Source organism: Micromonospora sp. NPDC006431 (assembly GCF_042870725.1).
In the GTDB taxonomy this organism is placed as follows: domain Bacteria; phylum Actinomycetota; class Actinomycetes; order Mycobacteriales; family Micromonosporaceae; genus Micromonospora.
The window spans coordinates 1-21,310 of sequence record NZ_JBIAHQ010000011.1 but is presented as its reverse complement, the minus strand read 5'-3'; the positions used below and the strand labels follow the sequence as shown (position 1 = coordinate 21,310).

Genomic DNA, 21,310 nt, shown 5'->3' with positions numbered 1-21,310 from the left:
GCTCCGTCCGGTGTCGAGGCAGGTCGTCCGGCCGCCGGCGCAGCGCACCACGCCCAGGCCGCCGGAACGCCGGCGGGCGAACTCTTGATCTGCATCTTGAAGCATGCAAATATTCGGATCACTTTGCGTGCTGCTCCGACTTCGAGGGGTTGATCAACGTGCGGAAGGTTTCCTCCGTCGCGACGGCTGTCGCGCTGGCGACCGCCTGCTCCGGCGTCGCCGTCATCAGCGCTGCGGCGCCGGCCGGCGCATCCTGCAGCCACTCCCGCACCAACGTCGACACCGCGGGCGGCCAGCTCTTCAACGCCAGCAACGTCAACATCCGCTCCGGCCCGCACACCAGCTGCGCCTCCCTGGGGTACGGGCAGTACAGCCACAACGTCGACTTCTGGTGCTTCACCAACGGCGACAAGGTCACCGCCAACGGGCACACGACCTACACCTGGACCTACCTGAAGGACACCACGACCGGCGTGTCCGGCTGGGTGGCGGACGCCCTCCTCGACAACCTCGGCAGCAACATCGCCTGCTGACCGCCGGCCGCCCCCACCGGCGGCCAGCGAACGGGCAGGATGGTTCGCCATGACCACCGAGCCCCGCCTCTACCCGCCGATCGAGCCGTACGCCACCCACCGGATCGCCGTCGGTGACGGCCACGAGCTGTACGTGGAGGAGGTGGGCCGGCCGGACGGCCTACCCGTGGTGTTCCTGCACGGCGGGCCCGGCGGTGGCCTCGTCCCGGCGGCGCGGCGGTTCTTCGACCCGGACCGCTACCGGGCCGTGCTGTTCGACCAGCGCGGCGCGGGCCGGAGCACCCCGCTGGGCGGACTGCGCGCCAACACCACCTGGCACCTGGTCGACGACATCGAGGTGATCCGGGAGCGGCTCGGGATCGACTCCTGGCTGGTGTTCGGCGGCTCGTGGGGGGTCACCCTCGGCCTGGCGTACGCGCAGAGCCACCCGGACCGGGTCACCGGCCTGATCCTGCGCGGCGTCCTGCTGCTGCGGCGCAGCGAGCGGAACTGGTTCTACCAGGGCGGGCTGCGCCACCTCCAGCCGGACGAGTGGGACCGGTTCATCGCCCCGATCCCCGAAGCGGAGCGGGACGACCTGCTGGGCGCGTACCACCGGCGGCTGCACGGGCCCGACGACGCCGAGGCCCGCGCGTGCGCCGTCGCCTGGGGCCGGTGGGAGGCGGTGAACTCCGCGCTGCGCCCCGACCCGGACCTGCTCGCCCACTTCACCGCCGACGAGCACGCGCTGCCGATCGCGCGGATCCTCTCCCACTACGCGCTGCACGGCGGCTTCTTCACCAGCGAGACGCAACTCCTCGACGGGGTGGACCGGATCCGCCACCTTCCCGCCGTCATCATCAACGGCCGCTACGACCTCTGCTGCCCACCGGTGTCGGCGTATGACCTGGCGCGGCGCTGGCCGGAGGCCGAACTGCGGATCGTGCCCGACGCCGGCCACTCCGCGGCGGAACCGGCGATCGCCCGGGAACTGCTGCGCGCCACCGACCGCTTCGCCGACCTGCTCACCGGCTGAGCCCCGTCCGCAGGCCGGCCTTCGCCGCCTGCGCCGGGCTGACCGCCGCAGTCGCCCGTCATTCGACCAGGAGGGCCCGGACGGCGGCGGCGATCACCGGGTCGACCGGGAACCGCTGCTCCAGCCAGCCCAGCGTCACCCGGGCCGCCTCCCGGTTGCCCCGGTAGCCGGGCACCATCTCGGCCAGCGGCAGCACCTCCGGCGGGTACGCCCCCTCCACCCGGCGGCTCGGGTCGAACGGGTCCCGCCGCTGCGCCGCCGCCGGAGCGGTGAGCCGCAGCAGGGCGAGCACCCGGTCCACCGCGTACGACTGGATGAACCGCGCCGCGGTGAGCCGTTCCCCGCGCAGCTCGCGATGCAGGCCGACGTAGAGGTTGGTGAGCGCCTCGTTGAGGTGGAACTCGACGGTGTCGTACGGCGTGGCGGGGCGCGCCGGTGGCCCGCACTCGGCCAGCCCGGCGGGCGCGTCGGACCGCTGCCACACCACCCGGGCGCCGGTGAACGGCAGGCGCCGCAACTCGTCCACGGTGAAGACCGCGTACTCAACGAAGATCCCGTCGGCGTAGCGCGCCTTGCGGCCGTTGCGTTCGTTGGCGAAGCTGTACGCCACCGGGCCGGGCGCGGCCAGCCAGTCGACCGACTCGACGTAGCGGGGCACCGCGCCGTCGGCGACGACGAGGAAGAAGTCCAGGTCGGAGTGGGCGTCCAGCCGGTCGTGCTCGGCGCCGGCCGAGCCGAGGCCGAGCAGCGCCACGGTGTCCGGCCGGGTGGCGAGGTGAGCGGCGAGCTCGTCGAGTCGACGCAGCATCGGGTGCAAGCCGTCGTCCCTTCCGTGAAGAGTCGACGTTTCAGCCCGTACGGCCCTGCTCGCCGCCGGGGTCGCGACACCGATGCGGCCCATCATCGTTCTCCGGCGGATGCCGCACAAGCGCACCTGTCCCGCCCCGGCCGACAATGGCAAGATCGACCGGGTGACGGGTTCGCTGTTGGCGGTCAGTGACCTCCATGTGTCGTACGCCGAGAACCGCCGCATCGTGGACGGCCTGCGACCGGAGTCGGCGGACGACTGGCTCATCGTGGCCGGCGACGTCGCCGAGCTGTTCGGGCACGTGGAGCGGACGTTGCGCCAGCTCCGCGACCGGTTCGCCAGGGTGATCTGGGTGCCGGGCAACCACGAGCTCTGGACGCACCCGGCCGACCCGGTGCAGCTGCGCGGCCGGGACCGGTACGACGCGCTGGTCCGGATGTGCCGCGACCTCGGTGTGCTGACCCCGGAGGACGACTATGCGGTGTGGCGCGGCGAAGGCGGGCCGGTCACCGTCGCGCCGCTGTTCCAGCTGTACGACTACTCGTTCCGGGCGCCCGGCACCACGTCGAAGGAGGCGTCGCTGCAGCGCGCGTACGACGCCGGGGTGGTCTGCACCGACGAGCTGCTGCTGCACCCCGACCCGTACCCGGACCGCGAGTCCTGGTGCTGGGCCCGGCTCGCCGAGACCGAGCGGCGGCTGGCCGGCGTCGACCCGGCGCTGCCGACGGTGCTGGTCAGCCACTGGCCGCTGGTCCGCGAACCCACCGAGGTCCTGTGGTACCCGGAGTTCGCGCAGTGGTGCGGCACCGACCGGACCGCCGACTGGCACGTCCGCCACCGGGCCGTCGTCGCGGTCTACGGGCACCTGCACATCCCGCGCACCACGCACTACGACGGGGTGCGTTTCGAGGAGGTGTCGCTGGGCTACCCGCGCGAGTGGACCCGGCGCGGTGGTGAGCCGCGACCGATGCGGCGGATCCTGGGCGGTGCGGCGTGATCGAGGCACTGCTGCCGCCGGCTGCCGTACCCGTCGAGGCGTTCTCGGATCTTCCCGGTGAATGCCCGTACCCGGGCGAGGAGGATCTCGTCGCGAGGGCGGTGGAGACCCGCCGACGCGAGTTCGTCACCGCCCGCCGGTGCGCCCGGGAGGCCCTCGCCCGCCTCGGGTACGCCCCGGCCCCGATCCGCTCCGGCCCGCGGCGGGAACCGGTGTGGCCGGCGGGCGTGGTCGGCAGCATCACCCACTGCGCCGGTTACCGGGCCGCGGCGGTCGGCAGGGTCACCGAGCTGGCCGGCCTCGGCATCGACGCGGAACCGCACGCTCCCCTGCCGGACGGCGTGGGCGCGCTGGTGACCGTCGCCGGTGAGCCGGACCTGCTGGGCCGCCTCGCCGACGCCGACCCGGGCGTGCACTGGGACCGGTTGCTGTTCAGCGCCAAGGAGTCGGTCTACAAGGCGTGGTACCCGCTGACCGGGCGCTGGCTCGGCTTCGAGGACGCCGAACTGTCGGTCGACCCCGCCGCCGGGGCCTTCACCGCGCGGCTGCTGGTGGACGGCAGGCGTACCGACGGCGGGCCGTCGCTGACCGAGCTGTGCGGCCGGTATCTGGTCGCCCGCGGCCTGGTCGTCACAGCCGTGGCGGTGGCCCGCTGACCTCTGCTGCCAGGTCGCCGATGTGGCGGTGTCGCGCCGCCGCCGACACCACCGCATCGCCGACCCGGGCGGGGCCGGGCGACCCGTCAACGACGCCGCTGCGGCGTCGTGTCCTGCCCACGATCCGCTGCGGGAGCGGATACGGTCCCGGAATGACCACGGAAACCGCCATCCGGCACGCCGGCGGCACCCTGCTCGACTACTACCTGTTGCGGGCCGAGGCGGACCACGCCGAGGTGACGGGGCTGCTGGTCGAGGAGTTCGTCCTGGCCGACGACCTGGCCGCGGCACGGCTGCGCAGTGCCGGGTGGACGCCGGCCGACGGCGGCTGGTGGAGTTCGGCCGCGTACGCCCGGGCGGTCCGCACCGACCCGCGGCTGCGCGCCCGCCTGGCGGCGGTCGACCGGGCCACCGCCGAGGCGACCTACCACCGGCTCGGCGGTGGCGACCTGCCCGCCGAGGAGGAGCTGCGCGGCCACTTCCGCGACGACGTTCCGCTGGCCACCGGTGCGCCGCTACGCCTGAGCGACGGCCCGGACGTCCACCGGATCCTCTTCGCCGGTGAGCTGGACGACCGCCGGTTGGCCCGGCTGGGCGCGCTGCTCCGGCTGGACGATCCGGACGGGGCGCGGCCCGGCGTGGTCGGCACCGGGCGGCTCCGGGTCAACGACACGAACGTCCGCTGGGACCTGCGGCGCGTCGGCGGCGGCATCGCCTGGTGCTTCGATGTGACCGCCGAGCCGGCCGGTGGCGACGCGCTGCCCTGGGTGCTCCGCCAGCTCATCGGCGTGGCGCGCGGCCACGGCCTGTTCCCCGCCACGATCGAACGCCTCTCCTGACCAGCTCAGCCGGCGGGGCGGGCCTCCTGGCCGACCGGCACGGCATGACGATCCTGCTCGCCACCCACGGGCGGGCCATCGCCGCCCGCTGCGACCGGCTGATCCGCCTCAACGACGGACGGGTCGTCGAGGACGTCGACCTCACCGAGGGTGAGGATCCGGCCGACACGTACCAGCGCGCCAGCCGGTTGCGGCTGTAGCTCGGCCGGCCGCCACGCGTACCCGCACCGCCCTGCCGGGGCCGGTCCGGCTCAGCGTTTGCGGGCCCGGGCGGTGGCCCGCGCGTTCGCCTTCTCGATCGCCCGGACCAGGTCGTCCTTGTTCAGGTTCTGCGGGTCCTCGATGCCCACCTTCCGGGCCACCTCGTCGAGGTGGCCCTTGCTGGCGTTGACGTCCACGCCCTGCGCGGTGGGCCGCCGCCGTTGCGCCGACTCCGGTGTGCCCAGCGCCGCCTGCGGGTCCGAGGGCCCCCGGTGCTCCTTCGGTTCCCAGTGGTCGCCGACCTTCTCGTGGGTGTGCTTCAGCGACGCGTACGCGGTCCGGTGCGCCCGTTCCCCGTCGCCGTAGGTCTCCTCGGCCGACTCCAGGGTCTTCTTGTACGTGCGTACCGCCTTGTCGTCGGAGCGGGCGACGGTCGACGGCACCTCGGGCCGCATCTGTTCCGCCTGCTCGTGCTTGTCCCCCATGGCTGTTGCCTCCCCTGCGGTTCCCTGCCCGGCGCTGCTGGCCCGCGGCCGGTTCCGGCCGGCACGGCGCCGGTCGTGTCATCGCTCCCAGCCGTCGCGGGCGGCGGAGGTGCCGGCGGGCATGACCCGACCAGCGGTGCTCGACACGGCGTTTCCGACCTGGTCGGCCAGGCGTGCGGAGCTGCCGCCCGCGGTCCGCAGCCGCTGCAGGCCCAGGCCGCCGAGGAACACGGCTGCCGCGAGGTAGCCGGCCGTCAGTCCCGCCGCCGCCATCCGCCGCGGCAGCATCGCCTCCAGCATCCGCAGCGTGGTCGTCGAGGCCGCCCCGATCCCCAGCACCACGCACCCGCCGGCGGCGGCCAGCAGCAGGAAGCCGACACCCGCCGGCCGGGCGGCGTCGGTCAGCTGCGCCCGCACCGCCCGCACCTCCTCGCGGACCACGTCGGCCACGTCCGCCGCCAGGCGCTCGACCGGGGCGCCCCGCCCCGCGGGCCCGCCAGCACGGCCTCCGACGGTGTCACTCATCGGGCCTCCCTCGACTCGTCAAGACCCGCCTGCGTACCCGGAAACCGCGACGGCAATCAGCCCGCCCGTGTGTCGGAGGGTGCCCGGACGGTCACGCCGGGCACAATCGGGGATCGTGGTGTGAGCAGAGGTGCTCCCTCCGGAGGTGCCCGTTGTCGCGGTGTCGAGGCCGACTGACCAGGTGGACGCTGCGTGGCATCCTCCTGGTCGGCGGCGTTCTCGCCGTCTGGGGCCTGTCCGACACGGTCGCGGATGACCCGGCTCAGGCTGCCGCGCCGACTCGGTCCTGCCTCCTCGGGGACGCGCTCGACGGTGCCGACCGGATCCTCGGCGGTGTCCTGAGCTGCATGCCGCACTCCGCGCCCGCTTCACACAGCGGGGGTGAAGCATCCGCCGTCGGGGGCGGCGTGCCGGCGGTGAACAGACGCCAGCCACCGATGCGAGTTCCGGCGAATGCCCCGCCCGCGCGGGTGCCGGCACCGGCACGGTCCGCGTCGCACGCCCCCGTCCGCTCGAGCGCGGACACCGTCGTCGAAGCGACCACTTCGGTGACCGGTCGGGTCGTGGACCTCGCCTCGCCCGTCGTTGCGGAAGTCGCCGAGGCAGGGCTGCTGAAACCGGTCGGCAGTGTGCTCCGGCCGCTGGTCGAGCCGATCGTGGACGTGCTGCCGCCGGCTCTGGACCCGGTGCTCGACCTGACCCAGCCGATCATCGGCCCACCCGCTACGGCCACCGACCCGGTCGTGACCGCGCCGCCGGCGGTGGCCGCCGGCGCGCCGGCGGTCACCGCACCCACCGCGCTCGCCCGCCCGGCGCCACCGGTGGTCGCCAATTATCCGGCACCCCCGGCACCGCCCCGCTGGTCACCGCCCGCGGGCCGCGGCGCGGAGCCACCGGATGCCGCCGCGCTGACGCGGGTGCAATGGCCGGGCCACCCCGGCCACACCCCGGGCGCGACGCCTGCCGCTCCCGCCCGCACCGCCGCCAGCGGCTCCGCCCACGGCGGGATCAGCCTCCCGGCCGACGCGTGCCGGCCCTCCTGGGCCCCGGACCTGCACCTACTCGGCCTGTGCGCCGGTGGGTGCGACCCGCTCGCGGACCGCTCGTACCGACCGGACCCCAGACCCGCCTGAGCATCCCGGGCCGCTGCCGTCTGCGGAGACGGCGCGGTGGGGCCGGGGGTGCACGGGTAACCGCGCCTGGTGCGCTCGTGCCTGCGCTCACCGGGATTCCTGGTCGATCTCTAGTTCCCGCACGGGCACAGCGGCCGTCACCGCTGCCGCTGAAGCCCAACTGCCGCCGCCTTGGTCCGCTCGCAATCGGGACCGCTCGGCCGTCCACCGACCATCTGCAACCGGGAGAATTTCGTGCACCGCACACTGCCCGTCTGCCGCGCCCGTTGGCAGGACATCCCCGACATCGTCGCGCTCGTCGTCGACCCCTTCGCCGGCAGCACCGTCGGCGCGTGGCTGGTACCCGACGAACGCCACCGACGTGACGTGCTCACCGCCGCCATCCGCCTCTGGATCGAGCACGCTCTCCTCTGCGGCGAGGCGTACCTCCTGCCCGGCCACTCCGCCGCCGCGGTATGGCTGCACCGGTACGGCCCCGTCCCACCGCCGACCGAGTACGGCGAGCGGCTCGCCGTCGCCTGCGGCGACTACCTGGACCGGTTCCTCCACCTCGACGACGTCCTGGCCACCCACCGGCCCGCCAATCCCCACAACCACCTGGCGTTCTTCACGGTCGCGCCGAACCCGCACCGGATCAGGCGGGCCACCGCACTGCTCACCACGAGCAACGCGCGGATGGGCCAGGCCCTGCTCCCCGCCTACGCGGAGGCGACCACGATCGCCGAGCGAGACCTGTACGCGCGGCACGGCTACGTCACCCACGAGCCGTTCCGGCTCCCCGACGGCAGCACCGCGTACCCGATGTGGCGCGGCCCGGGTCGGTGGCGGGTCGGCCACCGCCCGCTCAGCCCGGCGATCTGCCCGTATCGGGCCGCCTCGGCGGCATAGCCAGGGTGGCTGGCAAAAGCCCCGCTCAGGTTCCTTGTCGGAGGACAATCTCTGAGTGGGCAGGCAGCAGCATATGGTGCTGGAACAACGGCGAGCCACGAGGGAATCGACGCATGAAAGAACACGGGACTCGTGAGTAACTTCACCATCAGTACGTCTTTCGCGGCAGACGGCACAACGCTGCTCCATGTCCGCGGCGAAATCGATGTCTCCACCTCCGCCGAACTGCTGGCCGCTGTCGTGAACGAGGTCAACCGACGACGTCCGCCCAAGCTGGTGGTCGACATGCTGCATGTGACGTTCCTCGACTCCACCGGCTTGACGACTCTTCTTTCCGCTCATCGGTCCGCCCAGCAACTCGGCACGACGTTGGTCGTACGTGAACTCAGCGCTTTTGTGCGACAGCAACTGCGGGTGGCCGGTATCTACGAAATCCTCACCGAAGTCCATTAGTCGGACGCTCGGCAGCCGCTGGTTGCCTTTCCGGCGGCAGAGGAATAGGTGAGACGATTCCTCACCCATTCGTTCCGCAACTTCATCCGCCGGCAGCCGCCGACGAGGGCCAACTGCTCGGCGCCGGCCCGGCGCATCGGACGGAGAAGAAGGGGTACGCCCTTCGGTGGTCTTCATCCTTGCGCTCGGCGCCGCCCTGCTGCTCGGGACCGGTTCGGTCATCCAGCAGCGGGTCGCCTTCCAGGCCCCGGACGGCCTGGCGCTGCACGTGGGACTGCTGTGGCATCTCGCCCGGCAGCGCCTGTGGCTGCTGGGTCTCGCCGCGACCCTGATGGGCGGCGCGCTCAGCGGTCTCGCTCTCGGTCAAGGCTCGGTCGTGCTGGTGCAGCCCGTCCTGGTACTGCGCCTGCTGTTCGCCCTGTCGGTCGCGGCGCTGTGGACCCGGCGCCCGCTGCGGCGGCGGGACTGGGCGGTGGCGTCCGCGGTCACCGTCGGCATGATCGCCTTCCTGGTGGCGGGCAGTCCCGGACCGGGCAACCCGGAGGGCGTGCCCGCCTGGGACTGGGCGGTGGCGGCGGCCGCCATCGGCGCGCTGACCTGGGCACTCGTCCGCACCGCGCGCCGGCTGCGCCCCAACCAGGAAGCGCCGATGCTGGCGATCGGGGCGGGCATGCTGTTCGGGCTCCAGTCCGCGCTGACCCAGTCGGCCTCGCACCGGCTGTTCACCCAGGGGCTGCTGGCGCTGCTGACCAGCTGGCAACCCTACGCGGTGGCGCTGATCGGACTGCTGGGCACGCTGCTCGCGCAGAGCGCGTACGACCTCGCCCCGCTCTCCGTCGCCTATCCACCGCTCGCCGCGGCCGAGCCGCTCGCCGGTATCGCGGTCGGCATCGGCGTGCTCGGTGGGACGCTGCGGCTGACCCCGGGGGCGATCTCCGTGGAGGCCATCGGCCTGATCGTGATGACGCTCGCGGTGTACCTGCTGGCCGCGTCGCCGCACATCGTCGGCCACCGCGACGAGCCGGCGAAGAAGAAGCACTGACTGGACCCCGTCCAGACCTCGCAACGAAATCTCATCGTTGCCAGCGGTGACGTGAGAGACTACTTTCGAAACATGCCTCTCAAAAATCCGTACGGGGACTTCGAGATCAGCGACCCGCAGGCGCTGCGGGCCCTCGCGCATCCGGTGCGGCTGGCCGTCCTCGGCCATCTCCAACGCCACGGCCCGGCCACCGCGACCCAACTGTCGCCGCACGTGGGCGCCACCCCCTCAGTGGTCAGCTGGCACCTGCGTCACCTGGCCTCATTCGGGCTGGTGACCGACTGGGACGGGGCCACCAACCGGCGCGAGCGCTGGTGGCAGGCGGCGGCCAAGGGGTTCCGGTTCAACCTGCCCGACGACGCCGACGGGCAGAACGCGGCACGCCAACTCCAGGGCGAGATGTTCGCCCAGAGCGCCGAGCTGCCGCAGCAGTGGCTGCTGCACGACGAGCCGCGGCTGGACACCGGGTGGCGGCGGGCCGCGGGCCTGGCCAACACCCGGATCATGCTCACCGCCGAGGAGATGCAGCAGCTCAAAGACGACGTCGAAGCCCTGATCGCCAGATACGTGCAGCGCCCGGAGGCCGAGGCGCCGGCCGGGGCTCGGGGCGTACGGCTGCTGCAGTACGTCCTGCCGGAGCCCGACGGCGACGAGCAGGCCGAGGCATGAGCGCCGTCACCGCCGCCCCGGCCGGCACGGTCCGGACCGGGCGGCACTTCCGGGCGTTCTGGCTGGCCCAGACGATCTCGCAGTTCGGTGACCGGATCACCGAGCTCGCCCTTCCGCTCATCGCGGTCACCATGCTGGCCGCGACACCCGGCCAGGTCGGCCTGCTCACCGCCCTGATCTGGCTGCCGTACCTGTTCGGCGTGTTCGTCGGCACCTGGGTCGACCGGCGTACGCACAAACGGCGGCTGCTGATCGTCGCGGATCTGGTCCGCGCGGTCGTGCTGTTCAGCCTGCCCGTCGCCTACCTGCTCGACGTGGTCAGCCTGACCCAGATGTTCGTCGTCGCGGTGCTCAGCGGCGCCGGCGCGGTGCTGTTCAGCATGGCCTACCCGTCGTTCTTCGTCACGCTCGTGCCGAGCGCGGCCTACATCGACGCCAACAGCAAGCTCAGTCTGAGTCGAGCCGGATCGTCCGTCGCCGGTCCCGCCCTCGGCGGCGCGCTCATCCAACTTCTGACCGCACCCGTCGCGCTCGCCGCCGACGCCCTGTCGTTCCTGGGATCCGCGCTGCTGATCCGGCGCATCCCGGCCGGCGAGGCACCGCCGGCACCGAACCGCTCGTCGACCCGCGCGCTGATCCGGGACGGGCTGACGCTGCTGCTGAGACACCGCGTGCTGCGCGCGGCCCTCGGCGCCACCACCACCGTCAACTTCTTCACCTTCATCGCGTCGGCGCTGCTGGTGCTCTACGCCAGCCGCGAGCTGGGCCTGTCGGCGGGCGCCATCGGACTGGGCATGGGTGGCGGCGCCTTCGGCGGCCTGGCCGGCGCGGCCCTGGCCCCGCGGGTGACCCGAGCGATCGGCGTCGGCCGCGCCGCCATCATCGGCACCGCGCTCTTCCCGGCGCCGCTGGCACTGCTGGCGCTGGGCAGCGGCCCGACCTGGGCGAAGATCGCGTTGCTCGCCGCGGTCGAGTTCGTCTCCTCGGTCGGCGTCATGCTCATGGACATCAACCTCAACGCCCTGATCACCAAGGTCACGCCCGACGACGCCCGGGGGCGGACGGCCGGCGCGTACAGCACCATCAACTACGGCATCCGCCCCCTGGGTGCGCTGATCGGCGGCTGGCTGGGCACCACCATCGGACTGCGTCCCACCCTCGTCCTCGCCGGCCTTGCCGGCGTCTCCGCCGCCCTGTGGCTGATCCTGTCACCCGTCAGAGCCATCACCACGCTCAACGACGAGCCCTGATAACACGCACGGCCACGGGCCGAGCGCCCCTCCATCGAACGGCATCACTGATGCCTTGGTTGCCCACCGGCGGCCCCGTCACGCCGACCCGGCGCGGCGGGGCCGCCGCTTGGGGTTTCAGCGGCCCCGGGTGGCCCGGCCGATCTCCACCGGCAGCGCCGGCGCGCCGTCGACCGGTGCCGGGTCCTCCGGCGTGGCGGCGATCCCGCCGGCCGCGATCCGGTCCAGGGTCGCCAGGCCGGCCTCGTCCACCGTGCCGAAGACGGTGTAGTTGGGGCGCAGCGCAGAGTCGGACTGCACCAGGAAGAACTGGCTGCCGTTGGTGTCCGGGCCGGCGTTGGCCATCGCCAGGGTGCCCCGGGCGTAGAGCCGCCGGACCCCGGTCGGGTCGGTCGGTGCCGGCGGCAGGTTGGTGGGCAGTTCGTCGGCGTACCGGTAGCCGGGACCGCCCTCGCCGGTGCCGGACGGGTCGCCGCACTGCAACACCTTCAGCGTGGGGTACGCGGTGAGCCGGTGACATGGCGTCCGGTCGTAGAACTTGTGCCGGGCCAGGTGCAGGAAGCTCTGCACGGTGCATGGGGCCTGTTCACGGTCGAGGGTCAGCCCGATCGGGCCCTGGCTGGTCCGCAGGGTGACCCGGACGGTGCCGCGGTCGGGCGTGTGCCGGGGGTCCGGCGGCAGCGCCACCGGCCGGGCGGCCGGCTCGTCCGGCGTGGGCGTGTACGCGCAAGGGCCTTTCGTGGGCGCCGGCGAGGCTGCCGGTGCCGCGGTCGCGGCGGCGCCACCGGCGGCGACCAGCGCGGCGGACACCACCGCCACGCCCGCGAGGCGGGACAGCAACTGCGGGATGGCGTGCGGTCGGGTTTCGCTCGGCACGTGGTCCTCCCTGGACTTGTGACAGCAGAGAGACCGGAGTCTATGGAGCCGGTGACCCGATGTCGATGACTCGTTCTGTCGGCCCGTGCCGGCGCATCCCGTCAGAGTGGATGCCCGGCGGGGTTGGCCGTCCTTCGCGAGGCGTCCGGCGGGAACGGCCGCTCCCGGCGTGGGAGCGGCCGTTCCCGGTCGTCGCGGTCGACGGGCTTGCCGCCGACCGGTCAGCCGATGGAGAGTTCGTTCACCCAGTTCTGCCAGGCCTGCTCGACCTGGGCCGGGTCCTGGTCGGCGGCGAAGATGTGGTGGCCGAGGACCAGGACGTTGCCGCGCTCGGCGCCGGAGTGCAGGAACCGGTAGAGCGCGTCGCCGGTGCGAACGCCGAAGTAGGTCGGCAGGCCGGCGAGGTCGACGACCCCGTCGATCGGTGGCAGGCCGTCGACGGTGAGCTGGGCGCGCTGCCCCTCGGTGATCGGGCCGGTGATGCCGAATGCGACGGCCACCGCCGCGAAGGCCTGGTCCGGGGTGCCGGCCCCGGGGCGGAACGCGGCGACCGGGGCGCCGGTCCGGCCGGGGAAGTGGGTGAGGTAGGCGGCCAACGTGCCCAGGTACATGTCCCAGCCGGCCTGCATCGCCTCATACTCGGTCTCCCAGTTGTCGCCGAGGACGCCGCTCTGGACCAGCCGCAGCACCGTGGCGCCCTGGTCGCGGCCCTCGATCAGGTACTCGATGGCGTTGAAGGCGCCGTCCGGGCCGGACTCGGCGCGGATGGCGAACCGCTTCCCCGGCTCCCATGCGGTGACGGTCGCCTCGTCGGTGTGGCCGGCCATGGTGAGGCTGCTGCGACCGCCTTCGCGCGGCTCCACCTCGTTTCGGCCCATGAACCAGGAGTCGAGGCCCGGCCCGGTGGCGATCGCCTCCCACACCTGCTCGGGGGTGGTGGCCAGCTCGATGTCCTTCTGCAGTTCGAAGTGGTGTCCCATGATGCGGAGCCTTTCCGGTGATCGGTGTCGTCGAGAGTTCTGTCGAGTCGGTTACCCGACGCCTCGGCTGGGGCGGGGAGGTGGTGGGCCCGGGGTGGGTCAGTGGGCGGCCGCGCCGGCCCGGTGACGGAGCATCGGCAGCAGCGCGACGGCCACCACGACGTGCAGCACACAGAGCATCAGCCGGGTGTCCCCCGTGGCCTGCTCGATGAAGACCGGGATGAACGACGCCACCAGCACCGTCCCGGCCAGCCCGCTCCAGACTGCCCGGGCGTGCCGGGTGAACCGTTCGAGCAGCGTGAGGGCACCCCAGCCGAGCAGCCCGAAGACCAGGCTGAACACGGCGATCTCCGGCAAGATCAGCGGGTGTGCCTGGGTGGCGCCGGGGTCGGTGAGCGTGAAGTCCACGCCGGCCGCGCGGCCGACCAGGTAAAGGAGGCTGTTCGCGGCCACCGCGGCGGCCACCCCCAGGGCGCGCTGGCGGCGGCGGGACGTGCCGCTGACGGTACGGCTGGCCGGGCGGGTCCGGGCAATGATCGGGCTGGTCGTGGTGGTCATGTCAGGACTCCTCGGATTCGTTGCCGGTCGTGGGAGTGACGCTGGGGTGCAGGGCGAGCACCACGCGGTGCTCGCGGCCGCCGGGGGCGTTCTCGTCGTGGTACCTGCTGACCAGGGCGCTCACCGTGGCGGCCAGTTCCTCGGCGAAGGCGGCCCGGTCGCGGGCGGAGGCGAACCGGACGGTGGCGTCGACTGCGAACGTCGCCACCCGCTTCTTCGCCCGGTCCGCGCCGGTGATGAGCGCGCCGACGTCCTGCACGAGCCGGGCGGCGACCGCGAGCAGCCACCGCGCGGACAGCCGGTCCGGCGCGTCGGACGGGTTGGGCCGCACGGCCGCGAGGGCCGTCGGCGAGATCACGTACGACGCCGCGGTGGCCTGCATGACCCGTTCGGTGACGTTGCCCTTGCGGCGCTCCTCCACCAACTCGATAAGGCCGTGCTGCTCGAGCGCGCGGAGGTGGTAGTTGACCTTCTGCCGAGGCAGGCCGACCCGGGCGGCGAGCATCGTCGCCGAGGCCGGCTCGGCGAGCGCGGCCAGCAGCCGGGCCCGCATGGGGTCCAGCGACGCCTCGGCCGCCGCCGGGTCCTCGATCACTGCGATGTCGAACATGACCCCACCCTCCCACCGACAACTTTTCTTGTCAAGACAATCTGCCTTGTCGGTTGGCTCTGTGGTGCTACCGCCCTACGACGGGGTGCCTCCCGCACACCGGCCGCCGGGATAATGGACCCGCGACGCCGCAACACCGCCGGAGGTCGGGTTGGTCCAGGACGAGATCCGCCGACGCAATATCGGCACCCTGCTGCGACACGTTCACCTGTGCGGTTCGCTCTCCCGTGCGGCGCTGGGTGAGCGGATGGGGCTGAACCGCAGCACGATCATGGCGCTGACCGCGGAACTCACCGCCGCCGGTCTGGTCCGTGAGGAGCCGCCGACCGACACCGGGCGGGCGGGCCGGCCGTCGCTGGTGGTCCGCCCGGAGTCCACTCGGGTGTACGTGCTGGCGTTCGACGTCGCCGTGGACTGGCTCGTCGCCGCCCGGGTCGGACTGGGCGGCGTCATCCTGGACCGCCGGCGGGCCCCCCGTCCGCGTGCCGGAGCCGACCTCGACCGGGTGGTCGAGGTCCTCGCCTGGTTCGGTCGGCAACTGCACAAGGCGGCACCGCCGGCCTCGGTGTGCGTCGGGGTCAGCGCGTCGTACTGCGGGATGATCCGGCCGGGCGACGGCATGGTCCGCTTCGGACCCGACATGGGCTGGGTGGACCAGGCGTTCGGCACCGAACTCGGCCGCCAGCTGGGGCTCGGCCTGCCGGTGTCCGTGGGCAACGAGGCCCACCTCGGAGCGCTGGCCGAGCAGCAGCGCGGGGCGGGCGTCGGCTTCCGGAACCTGATCTACCTGCACGGGGACGTCGGCGTGGGCGGCGGGATCATCGTCGGTGGCAAGTTGCTGGATGGTGAGGGCGGGTACGGCTGCGAGCTCGGGCACATGGTGGTCAACCCGTACGACGGACGGCCCTGCGGCTGCGGCTCGCGCGGCTGCCTGGAGGCGGAGGTCGGCGAACGGGCCCTGCTCGACGCCGCCGGACGGCCCGCCGAACTGTTCGGCCGCGACGCCCTGCGCGCGGTGGTCGACGACGCCGGCCGCGGCGACCCGGTGGCCCGGGATGCGCTGCACCGCGTCGGCGACTGGCTCGGCATCGGGGTGGCGAACCTGATCAACCTGTTCAACCCCGGCATCGTGATCTTCGGCGGGATGCTGCGCGACGTGTATCCCGGCGCGGCCGAGCCGGTCCGCGCCCGCATCGCGGCCAACGTGCTGCCGGTCGCCAGGGAGCGGGTACGGCTGCGCACCTCGGCGCTCGGCGACGACGCCACCCTCGTCGGTGCCGCCGAACTCGGCTTCTCGGAACTGCTGACCGATCCACTGGGCACGCTCGCCCGCACGGCGACCGGGGGCTGGGCGTCGACATCCATCGCGAGCTCGGTGTCGCACTCCCGTGGCAGCATGACCGGCATGGCGACATCGAAGCAGCCGGTGACCGTCCCGACCGACGCCAGCGTCGATGACTTCCTGGCCGCGGTCCGCGACGAACGCCGGCGGGCCGACGCGGAACGCCTCTGCACGTTGCTGCGCGCAGTGACCGGCGAGCCCGCGGTGATGTGGGGCCCGAGCATCGTCGGCTTCGGCAGCTACCGCTACACCTACGACAGCGGACGCACGGGCGACTGGCCGCTGGTGGGTTTCTCGCCGCGCAAGCAGCAGCTCGTCGTCTACCTGGTGGGCGGGTTCGAGGAACGGCACGCGTCCGTGCTCGCCCGGCTCGGCCCGCACAAGACCGGAAAGGGATGCCTCTATCTCAAACGGCTCGACGACGTCGACGAGAGCGCGTTGCGTGAACTCGTCGACCGGACGGTGCGGGTGCACAAGGGCGTCGACCGGGCCAGCAGACACGGGCAGTAGTGAGGGGAAGGCTCTCCTCCCCCAGCACCGCGACCTTCGAGCGAGCCGTCGTCCCGCGCGGGCGAACCGGCGATGAGCTGTTTCCCGGCCGACCTTGACCGGGCTCGACGAGGCATGACCAGCCCCTGACGGCACGCCGAGAGCACGCCGACTGCCTGGAAACCCGGGTGGTCGGTGGGGCGACCACGGGCGGCTATCGCGGACTGTCCAGACACGATCCATCGATGCCTCAAGTAATGCTCAAATCCAGTTCACGCGACCCAACGCCGCCAATAGATGCACATACGCTCCCCTCGGCTCCAGCCCGCTCCGATCGCTTCGGATCCACAGGGAGGTTGCATCCCGAGATAGGCCCAAGGGCATCCAAAAGGTGCAATGGCACAACCGACTCCCGACGTGGGAGCGGTTCGAGATCGACGCGACCCCGGCGGGGAGACCTACCTCCCGATCCTTCTCACGACGGCGATCATCGTCGTCCCAGGCTCACCGCGCGCGAGCTCAGCACGACCGTTCTGGTTGGACCGGCCCGAGACGCAGCAGGGTCGGCCACCACTTCAACCACATGCCACAAGCAGAAGGAGGGGAGAATGCGACGTACCCAAGTGCGCATCGCACTTCTCGCGCTGCCCGCCCTGGTGGGGAGCGTCCTCATGGCGACCGCGCCCGCCGGCGCGGAGCCGACGGCGGGCTCGGGGCGTTCCCAGCTCGAGGACCCGGCACAGGTACGCCTCGTACACATCCAGATGGCCGGCGCTGACATGCTGGACAAGGTCGTCGCCGCCGGCTTCGACCTCGAGCACGGCCTCAAGCGCGTACCGAACGGCATCGAAGGCGAGGCGGTGGTGACCGCCGAGCAGATCGCCGAGCTCGAGGCGATGGGCGTCGAAATCCTCGGCGACGACGAGGGCTTCGCATGGAGCAACGAGGCCGACGGCGGCATCCAGGCCCGCCGCGCGCAGGCTGTCCAGCTGCTCAGCCACGAGGAGACGGTACGGATCGTCCGCGCCGACTGGTTCACCACGAAGGGCCAGGGTTTCCTCTACGTCGAGGCCCGGACCACCGCGGGGCAGCAGACGAACCCGATCGTCACGATGCAGCTCGAGAATGACTCGGGCGCGGACACGTCGTTCGGCTTCGCCCGGACGATGAGCCGGTTCGTCGACTCCGGGCAATACATGTTCCACCGGAACCTGTTCAAGCTCGACGCACGACCGAGCCAGATCCGGGTCACGAGCTCGACCGGCGGCGTCGCCACCGGCTACGTCTCCAACTGGCTGGAGGACGGCGCGCCGCCGCTGACGGCGAACCCGGCCTACAAGTGGGACTTTGTCGATGGCTACCGGACTCCGCAGCAGCTCTACAGCCGCGCCGAGGAGATCGCCCGCCAGTACCCGGACATCGCCGAGATCGTCTACCTGCCGAACAAGACGAACGGCTACCAGCGTAAGGCGCAGGCCACGATCGGCGGTACCGGGCAATCGGCGGTCGTCGTCAGCTCGGCGGCGTGGGGCCACGAGGGCGGCAACGACATCACTGTCGAGTTCGTGAACCGGCCGGAGGCGAACCTCCCGCTCACGGTCGAGGTGGCGGGCAAGGCGGTGCGGGTCCTTCTCGCCAAGGACGCCTCCGGTGCGCTGGCGAGCACGGCCGCCCAGGTGGCGACGGCGCTGCGGACCCAGTCCCAGGGCCTGATCGACCGGGCGCACCCGTACCGGACCAACGCGGGCACCGGCATCGTCGCCGCGACGTCCGGCCCGGTCGCGCTGACCGACTTCCTCAACGAGAAGCGCGCCGGCGCACCGGAGGGCGAGGTGCCGCGCGGTCCGGCCACGATCCCCGTCCTGCGGATCGGCAAGCACCGCGACGGCAGGAACCCGGGTGTCCTGATCCAGGCGCAGGACCACGCCCGTGAGTGGGTGCCGGCGACGACCTCGCTGGAGTCTGCCGAGCGCCTGGTGCACAACTACAAGTCGGACTGGGAGACGAAGAAGATCGTCGACAACACCGACGTCTTCTTCATCCTGTCGAACAACCCCGACGGAGCGAACTACAGCTTCTACAACTTCGCCTCGCAGCGTCGGAACATGACGAACCACTGCGCGGACGACAACGCCGATCCGGCCCGGCGCAACTCCTGGGGCGTCGACCTGAACCGGAACTACCGGGTCGGGTCGGGCCACGACGGCTACTCGGGCGGGTCGACCAGCTGCGTCAGCGACACCTACCAGGGACCGGAGAAGCTGTCCGAGCCCGAGTCGAAGAACATCATCTGGCTGGTCGAGAAGTACCGGAACATCAAGTTCATGATGTCGGTGCACTCCAACGGCGGCCAGCTGTTCTGGCAGCCGGGCGCCTACATCGCGGACGGGCGGATCACCACGCCGCGCCCGCCGCTGGGTGACGAGGCGTTCTACTGGCAGTCGGCCGCCCGGATCCTGTCGCAGGTCAAGGCGCACCGGCAGACCGTCGTCACGCCGGAGAACGTCGGCGGCTCGTCGGACGTCCTCTACTCCTCCGCCGGCAACGTGCGCGAGGACCTGTACCACAACTACGGGATCTACGCCTTCGGCTGGGAGGTCGGCGGCTCGATCTACAACCCGGCCACCGGCAACTGGCAGGGCGGCTCGTTCCAGCCGGCCTGGGTGGGCAACCCGGAGCTCGTCAGCGGCCACGCCGAGACGATGGAGTACGCCAACGGGATCATGGAAATGTTCCGGGTCGCGGCGGATTGGGGCCAGGACAACAAGAAGCCGACGTCCAAGCTCGTCCCCGGCGGCGGGAAGTACTCCGGGCCCGTCGACGTGCGCTTCGAGACGAGCGAGCCGGCCACCATCTACTACACGACGGACGGCAGCCGGCCCACCCTCGAGTCGCCCCGCTACGCAGCGACCGAGTTCCGTGAGCCGGGGCAGGTGTTCCACGTGACCGAGACCACGACGTTCAAGTGGTTCTCGGTCGACTCCGCCGGCAACATCGAGCAGAACTACGACCCGACCAACAACGACACGCGCAACAACTACCGCACGGCGACGATCACGGTCGCCAAGTAGTAGTCCCGCGCCACGCCCATCCGGTGATCATTGCCTCGTCAGTGCGGTTCCGTCCGCACTGACGAGGCAATGCCGTGCATGCTCAACCCGGCTGGTGCGGTGGCAATTCCAGCATGAGTTGAGGAAAGCGCTCGGGCCGCCCGGGCGGAAGCGCTGGGTGCCGCGACCGCGGGTTGGCAGGAAAGCTCCGAACGCCTCCGCAACCGCTACGCTCCCCGGGTGTCACCGTTGCTGATCGGTACGTGCGCGACCCTGTGCGGCGTGGCTGGCCTGCTACTGCCACGGGCCGCGTATCGCTTCGCCGTACCGTCCGGTGAACCGCTTCAAGACACCTGTGTCGACTGCGGCGCCTCGCTGCACCCGGGCGTCGACGACTGGCTGTCGGTTCGGTCGACCTGTGCCACCTGCGGGGCCCGGTTGGGGCCCGCGGCGTGGGCGACCGGCGTGGCAGCTGGGCTCGCTGGCGGGCTGGTCGGCGCCGCGCTGGGCCCGGTAGCCGTCCTGCCGCTCTTTCTCGCCGTCACGGTGCTCGGGGTGCTGCTCGCCGCGATCGACATCGCCTGTCGTCGTCTTCCCGACACCCTGGTGCTGCCAGCCTTGGCGGTGACACCGGTCCTGTTCGCCGTCGTCGCCGCCGTGACCGCACAGTGGAGCGACTGGCTTCGCGCGCTGCTGGCCTGCCTGGCCTCCGGTGTGGTCTTCATCGGGATGGCACTGCTGCCCGGTGGCGGCTACGGAATGGGCGACGCGAAGGTAGCCGCCCTGCTCGGCTGGTATTTCGGCTGGCTCGGCTGGCAGGCCGTGCTGCTCGGCGCGCTGCTGCCGTGGCTGCTGAACGCGCCCCTGCTGCTGGCCCTGCTGGCCTCCGGTCGGGTGGGCTGGAAGAGCCATCTGCCGTTCGGCCCGGCCCTGCTGGCTGGTGGGCTGCTGGCCGTTTGCGTGGTGGCCTGGTAGCCGACCGGTGGCCGGCTCGATCTGGCCGGGAGGCGTCCCCCTCCGGCCGTCGCGAGGAATACAGCTGACCTGACCCCAGCATGGCCGACCGGCCCGGCCGGGCCGGTCGGAGGTCGCAAGCCGGCCGGGCCCGGGCCGGCGCGGCCCGCTTCGCGCACTGCCCGACCCCTCGCTTGTAGGTTCTCCGCGCTTCGTCCGGAGGCGTCCATCGCATGCGCGACCTCGGGCGACTGTCCGCGCCCGGCCGCCGGCGGCTGTCCGTGTCCCGGCTCGTTGCTGTCGGCGCTGGTGTCGGCGCCGCCCTGGGTGAGAGAGTGAGCGCGTGGGGCTGAACAAGGAGACTGCGGCGCAGCTCGCCGAGGCTCGCCTGGCGGAATGGCGCCGCAACGGCTATGACGAGTGGCGCGCGATGCTCGACGACAAGGAGACGCGCCTGGTCGTGGGCGAGGACGGCCGACGGTACGCCGTGGTCAGCTACGCCATTGACGACGGTGCGGGGCGGGTCCGGATGTCAGTCCTCGTGGACGATGGCGGCTGGTCGGCGTTGGTCCCGCTGGTGCGAGACGAGATCATGAGCTCGGACGGCACCTTCATCACGTGACCTCTTCGTCCCAAAAGAATGATCAGTCGTCTCGTCGCGCACGGCGGCGCGGTGCAGGTTCGTGCCGACGTGTAGCGCGTATGGGTTAGCGGCTATCGACCGGTATGGCGTCCTGCGGGGTTGCCAGATGATCCACCGCCAGCTGATCCGATGCCGCCCACCGTCGCGTTTGGCACGCCCGGCCCGGTGCCGCTGCCAGCCAGGCATGCATGACAACGCCGCTGGTCGGCCTCTGACCGCCTAGTACGGCAGCCGCCAATTGCTAGCTGACCAGGGCGTAGTCGCGATTCAGTCGGGTGCGTTGGTGGAACCAGCGGGCGCGGGCTTGGTGACGG

23 protein-coding genes and 2 pseudogenes are annotated in these 21,310 nt (G+C 72.1%); 18 read left to right on the top strand and 7 right to left on the bottom strand.

Features of this window, described 5'->3' with window-relative positions; genetic code table 11:
* The first annotated feature begins 158 nt into the window (after nucleotides 1–158).
* Both ACFYM6_RS19805 and pip read left to right on the top strand, forming a co-directional pair.
* Nucleotides 159–533 carry an SH3 domain-containing protein gene (locus ACFYM6_RS19805; protein ID WP_387277399.1) on the top strand — a complete coding sequence of 125 codons (375 nt, stop codon included), beginning with the start codon at nucleotides 159–161 and terminating at the stop codon, nucleotides 531–533.
* 49 nt (nucleotides 534–582) lie between these two features.
* Nucleotides 583–1,548 carry a prolyl aminopeptidase gene (pip, locus tag ACFYM6_RS19800; RefSeq protein WP_387277397.1) on the top strand — a complete coding sequence of 322 codons (966 nt, stop codon included), beginning with the start codon at nucleotides 583–585 and terminating at the stop codon, nucleotides 1,546–1,548.
* A gap of 58 nt (nucleotides 1,549–1,606) precedes the next feature.
* Here pip and ACFYM6_RS19795 read toward each other — a convergent pair whose 3' ends face one another.
* Nucleotides 1,607–2,356: a hypothetical protein gene (locus tag ACFYM6_RS19795; protein ID WP_387277395.1), complete on the bottom strand. Its 750-nt coding sequence runs from the start codon at nucleotides 2,354–2,356 to the stop codon at nucleotides 1,607–1,609.
* Between the two features lie 109 nt (nucleotides 2,357–2,465).
* On the opposite strand from ACFYM6_RS19795, the gene ACFYM6_RS19790 reads away from it, so the two are divergent.
* The 4 genes from ACFYM6_RS19790 to ACFYM6_RS19775 all read left to right on the top strand — a co-directional run bounded on the left by ACFYM6_RS19790 (nucleotide 2,466) and on the right by ACFYM6_RS19775 (nucleotide 5,048).
* Nucleotides 2,466–3,353 (top strand): metallophosphoesterase family protein, encoded by an 888-nt coding sequence (locus tag ACFYM6_RS19790; protein ID WP_387277393.1) that lies wholly within the window; start codon nucleotides 2,466–2,468, stop codon nucleotides 3,351–3,353.
* Nucleotides 3,350–4,009 (top strand): 4'-phosphopantetheinyl transferase, encoded by a 660-nt coding sequence (locus tag ACFYM6_RS19785; RefSeq protein ID WP_387277391.1) that lies wholly within the window; start codon nucleotides 3,350–3,352, stop codon nucleotides 4,007–4,009. The genes ACFYM6_RS19790 and ACFYM6_RS19785 overlap by 4 nt, the downstream gene beginning before the upstream one ends.
* 152 nt (nucleotides 4,010–4,161) lie before the next feature.
* Nucleotides 4,162–4,848, top strand: a complete 687-nt coding sequence (locus ACFYM6_RS19780) for a hypothetical protein (RefSeq protein WP_387277389.1) — start codon at nucleotides 4,162–4,164, stop codon at nucleotides 4,846–4,848.
* Nucleotides 4,849–4,892: 44 nt separating this feature from the next.
* Entirely contained in the window at nucleotides 4,893–5,048 is a 156-nt protein-coding gene (locus ACFYM6_RS19775; RefSeq protein ID WP_387277387.1) for a hypothetical protein, read from the top strand.
* Between the two features lie 51 nt (nucleotides 5,049–5,099).
* Here ACFYM6_RS19775 and ACFYM6_RS19770 read toward each other — a convergent pair whose 3' ends face one another.
* Together ACFYM6_RS19770 and ACFYM6_RS19765 are read right to left on the bottom strand one after the other, a co-directional pair.
* The gene (locus ACFYM6_RS19770) at nucleotides 5,100–5,534 is read right to left on the bottom strand and encodes a ChaB family protein (protein ID WP_357446937.1); all 435 of its coding nucleotides are present in this window, start codon (nucleotides 5,532–5,534) and stop codon (nucleotides 5,100–5,102) included.
* Between the two features lie 78 nt (nucleotides 5,535–5,612).
* Nucleotides 5,613–6,059 carry a phage holin family protein gene (locus tag ACFYM6_RS19765; RefSeq protein WP_387277385.1) on the bottom strand — a complete coding sequence of 149 codons (447 nt, stop codon included), beginning with the start codon at nucleotides 6,057–6,059 and terminating at the stop codon, nucleotides 5,613–5,615.
* Between the two features lie 548 nt (nucleotides 6,060–6,607).
* On the opposite strand from ACFYM6_RS19765, the gene ACFYM6_RS19760 reads away from it, so the two are divergent.
* The 6 genes from ACFYM6_RS19760 to ACFYM6_RS19735 all read left to right on the top strand — a co-directional run bounded on the left by ACFYM6_RS19760 (nucleotide 6,608) and on the right by ACFYM6_RS19735 (nucleotide 11,494).
* A complete protein-coding gene (locus ACFYM6_RS19760; protein WP_387277383.1) occupies nucleotides 6,608–7,192 on the top strand; it encodes a hypothetical protein in 585 nt (194 codons plus the stop codon).
* 234 nt (nucleotides 7,193–7,426) lie between these two features.
* Nucleotides 7,427–8,080: a hypothetical protein gene (locus ACFYM6_RS19755; RefSeq protein ID WP_387277382.1), complete on the top strand. Its 654-nt coding sequence runs from the start codon at nucleotides 7,427–7,429 to the stop codon at nucleotides 8,078–8,080.
* A gap of 132 nt (nucleotides 8,081–8,212) precedes the next feature.
* Complete coding sequence (locus ACFYM6_RS19750) at nucleotides 8,213–8,533, top strand: STAS domain-containing protein (RefSeq protein ID WP_387277380.1); 321 nt, start codon at nucleotides 8,213–8,215, stop codon at nucleotides 8,531–8,533.
* Between the two features lie 166 nt (nucleotides 8,534–8,699).
* Nucleotides 8,700–9,575 (top strand): DMT family transporter, encoded by an 876-nt coding sequence (locus tag ACFYM6_RS19745; protein WP_387277378.1) that lies wholly within the window; start codon nucleotides 8,700–8,702, stop codon nucleotides 9,573–9,575.
* A 72-nt stretch (nucleotides 9,576–9,647) separates the two neighbouring features.
* Nucleotides 9,648–10,244 (top strand): helix-turn-helix domain-containing protein, encoded by a 597-nt coding sequence (locus ACFYM6_RS19740; protein ID WP_387277376.1) that lies wholly within the window; start codon nucleotides 9,648–9,650, stop codon nucleotides 10,242–10,244.
* Nucleotides 10,241–11,494, top strand: coding sequence for an MFS transporter (locus tag ACFYM6_RS19735; RefSeq protein WP_387277374.1), 1,254 nt, complete (start codon nucleotides 10,241–10,243; stop codon nucleotides 11,492–11,494). Before ACFYM6_RS19740 ends, ACFYM6_RS19735 begins: the two co-directional genes overlap by 4 nt.
* 117 nt (nucleotides 11,495–11,611) lie before the next feature.
* Here ACFYM6_RS19735 and ACFYM6_RS19730 read toward each other — a convergent pair whose 3' ends face one another.
* The 4 genes from ACFYM6_RS19730 to ACFYM6_RS19715 all read right to left on the bottom strand — a co-directional run bounded on the left by ACFYM6_RS19730 (nucleotide 11,612) and on the right by ACFYM6_RS19715 (nucleotide 14,518).
* A complete protein-coding gene (locus ACFYM6_RS19730; RefSeq protein ID WP_387277373.1) occupies nucleotides 11,612–12,370 on the bottom strand; it encodes a peptidylprolyl isomerase in 759 nt (252 codons plus the stop codon).
* Between the two features lie 221 nt (nucleotides 12,371–12,591).
* Nucleotides 12,592–13,350 (bottom strand): SRPBCC domain-containing protein, encoded by a 759-nt coding sequence (locus ACFYM6_RS19725; RefSeq protein WP_387277371.1) that lies wholly within the window; start codon nucleotides 13,348–13,350, stop codon nucleotides 12,592–12,594.
* Between the two features lie 99 nt (nucleotides 13,351–13,449).
* Nucleotides 13,450–13,908, bottom strand: coding sequence for a DUF6069 family protein (locus tag ACFYM6_RS19720; RefSeq protein WP_387277369.1), 459 nt, complete (start codon nucleotides 13,906–13,908; stop codon nucleotides 13,450–13,452).
* Nucleotide 13,909: 1 nt separating this feature from the next.
* Complete coding sequence (locus tag ACFYM6_RS19715) at nucleotides 13,910–14,518, bottom strand: ArsR/SmtB family transcription factor (RefSeq protein ID WP_387277367.1); 609 nt, start codon at nucleotides 14,516–14,518, stop codon at nucleotides 13,910–13,912.
* A gap of 59 nt (nucleotides 14,519–14,577) precedes the next feature.
* Between ACFYM6_RS19715 and ACFYM6_RS19710 the strand changes: the two are divergent.
* The 6 genes and pseudogenes from ACFYM6_RS19710 to yidD form a co-directional block, all read left to right on the top strand.
* A pseudogene (locus ACFYM6_RS19710) lies at nucleotides 14,578–15,836 on the top strand (ROK family protein); the annotation flags it as partial.
* A gap of 78 nt (nucleotides 15,837–15,914) precedes the next feature.
* Nucleotides 15,915–16,370: a DUF1801 domain-containing protein gene (locus ACFYM6_RS19705; protein ID WP_387277791.1), complete on the top strand. Its 456-nt coding sequence runs from the start codon at nucleotides 15,915–15,917 to the stop codon at nucleotides 16,368–16,370.
* Nucleotides 16,371–16,957: 587 nt separating this feature from the next.
* Nucleotides 16,958–19,420 (top strand): M14 family metallopeptidase, encoded by a 2,463-nt coding sequence (locus ACFYM6_RS19700; RefSeq protein WP_387277365.1) that lies wholly within the window; start codon nucleotides 16,958–16,960, stop codon nucleotides 19,418–19,420.
* Nucleotides 19,421–19,681: 261 nt separating this feature from the next.
* On the top strand, nucleotides 19,682–20,374 hold the full coding sequence (locus tag ACFYM6_RS19695) for a prepilin peptidase (RefSeq protein WP_387277364.1): 693 nt from the start codon (nucleotides 19,682–19,684) through the stop codon (nucleotides 20,372–20,374).
* A 322-nt stretch (nucleotides 20,375–20,696) separates the two neighbouring features.
* Entirely contained in the window at nucleotides 20,697–20,975 is a 279-nt protein-coding gene (locus ACFYM6_RS19690; RefSeq protein WP_387277362.1) for a hypothetical protein, read from the top strand.
* Nucleotides 20,976–21,012: 37 nt separating this feature from the next.
* Nucleotides 21,013–21,219, top strand: a pseudogene (gene yidD, locus ACFYM6_RS19685) (membrane protein insertion efficiency factor YidD); the annotation flags it as partial.
* Between the last annotated feature and the right edge of the window lie 91 nt (nucleotides 21,220–21,310).

What these genes read in the sequence shown, in the direction of transcription:
- ACFYM6_RS19770 (WP_357446937.1), bottom strand. Translation starts at nt 5,534, where the DNA reads ATGGGGGACAAGCACGAGCAGGCGGAACAGATGCGGCCCGAGGTGCCG.
- ACFYM6_RS19705 (WP_387277791.1), top strand. Translation starts at nt 15,915, where the DNA reads ATGACCGGCATGGCGACATCGAAGCAGCCGGTGACCGTCCCGACCGAC.
- pip (WP_387277397.1), top strand. Translation starts at nt 583, where the DNA reads ATGACCACCGAGCCCCGCCTCTACCCGCCGATCGAGCCGTACGCCACC.
- ACFYM6_RS19790 (WP_387277393.1), top strand. Translation starts at nt 2,466, where the DNA reads ATGCCGCACAAGCGCACCTGTCCCGCCCCGGCCGACAATGGCAAGATC.
- ACFYM6_RS19765 (WP_387277385.1), bottom strand. Translation starts at nt 6,059, where the DNA reads ATGAGTGACACCGTCGGAGGCCGTGCTGGCGGGCCCGCGGGGCGGGGC.
- ACFYM6_RS19720 (WP_387277369.1), bottom strand. Translation starts at nt 13,908, where the DNA reads ATGACCACCACGACCAGCCCGATCATTGCCCGGACCCGCCCGGCCAGC.
- ACFYM6_RS19700 (WP_387277365.1), top strand. Translation starts at nt 16,958, where the DNA reads ATGCGACGTACCCAAGTGCGCATCGCACTTCTCGCGCTGCCCGCCCTG.
- ACFYM6_RS19715 (WP_387277367.1), bottom strand. Translation starts at nt 14,518, where the DNA reads ATGTTCGACATCGCAGTGATCGAGGACCCGGCGGCGGCCGAGGCGTCG.
- ACFYM6_RS19780 (WP_387277389.1), top strand. Translation starts at nt 4,162, where the DNA reads ATGACCACGGAAACCGCCATCCGGCACGCCGGCGGCACCCTGCTCGAC.
- ACFYM6_RS19740 (WP_387277376.1), top strand. Translation starts at nt 9,648, where the DNA reads ATGCCTCTCAAAAATCCGTACGGGGACTTCGAGATCAGCGACCCGCAG.
- ACFYM6_RS19775 (WP_387277387.1), top strand. Translation starts at nt 4,893, where the DNA reads ATGACGATCCTGCTCGCCACCCACGGGCGGGCCATCGCCGCCCGCTGC.
- ACFYM6_RS19795 (WP_387277395.1), bottom strand. Translation starts at nt 2,356, where the DNA reads ATGCTGCGTCGACTCGACGAGCTCGCCGCTCACCTCGCCACCCGGCCG.
- ACFYM6_RS19735 (WP_387277374.1), top strand. Translation starts at nt 10,241, where the DNA reads ATGAGCGCCGTCACCGCCGCCCCGGCCGGCACGGTCCGGACCGGGCGG.
- ACFYM6_RS19725 (WP_387277371.1), bottom strand. Translation starts at nt 13,350, where the DNA reads ATGGGACACCACTTCGAACTGCAGAAGGACATCGAGCTGGCCACCACC.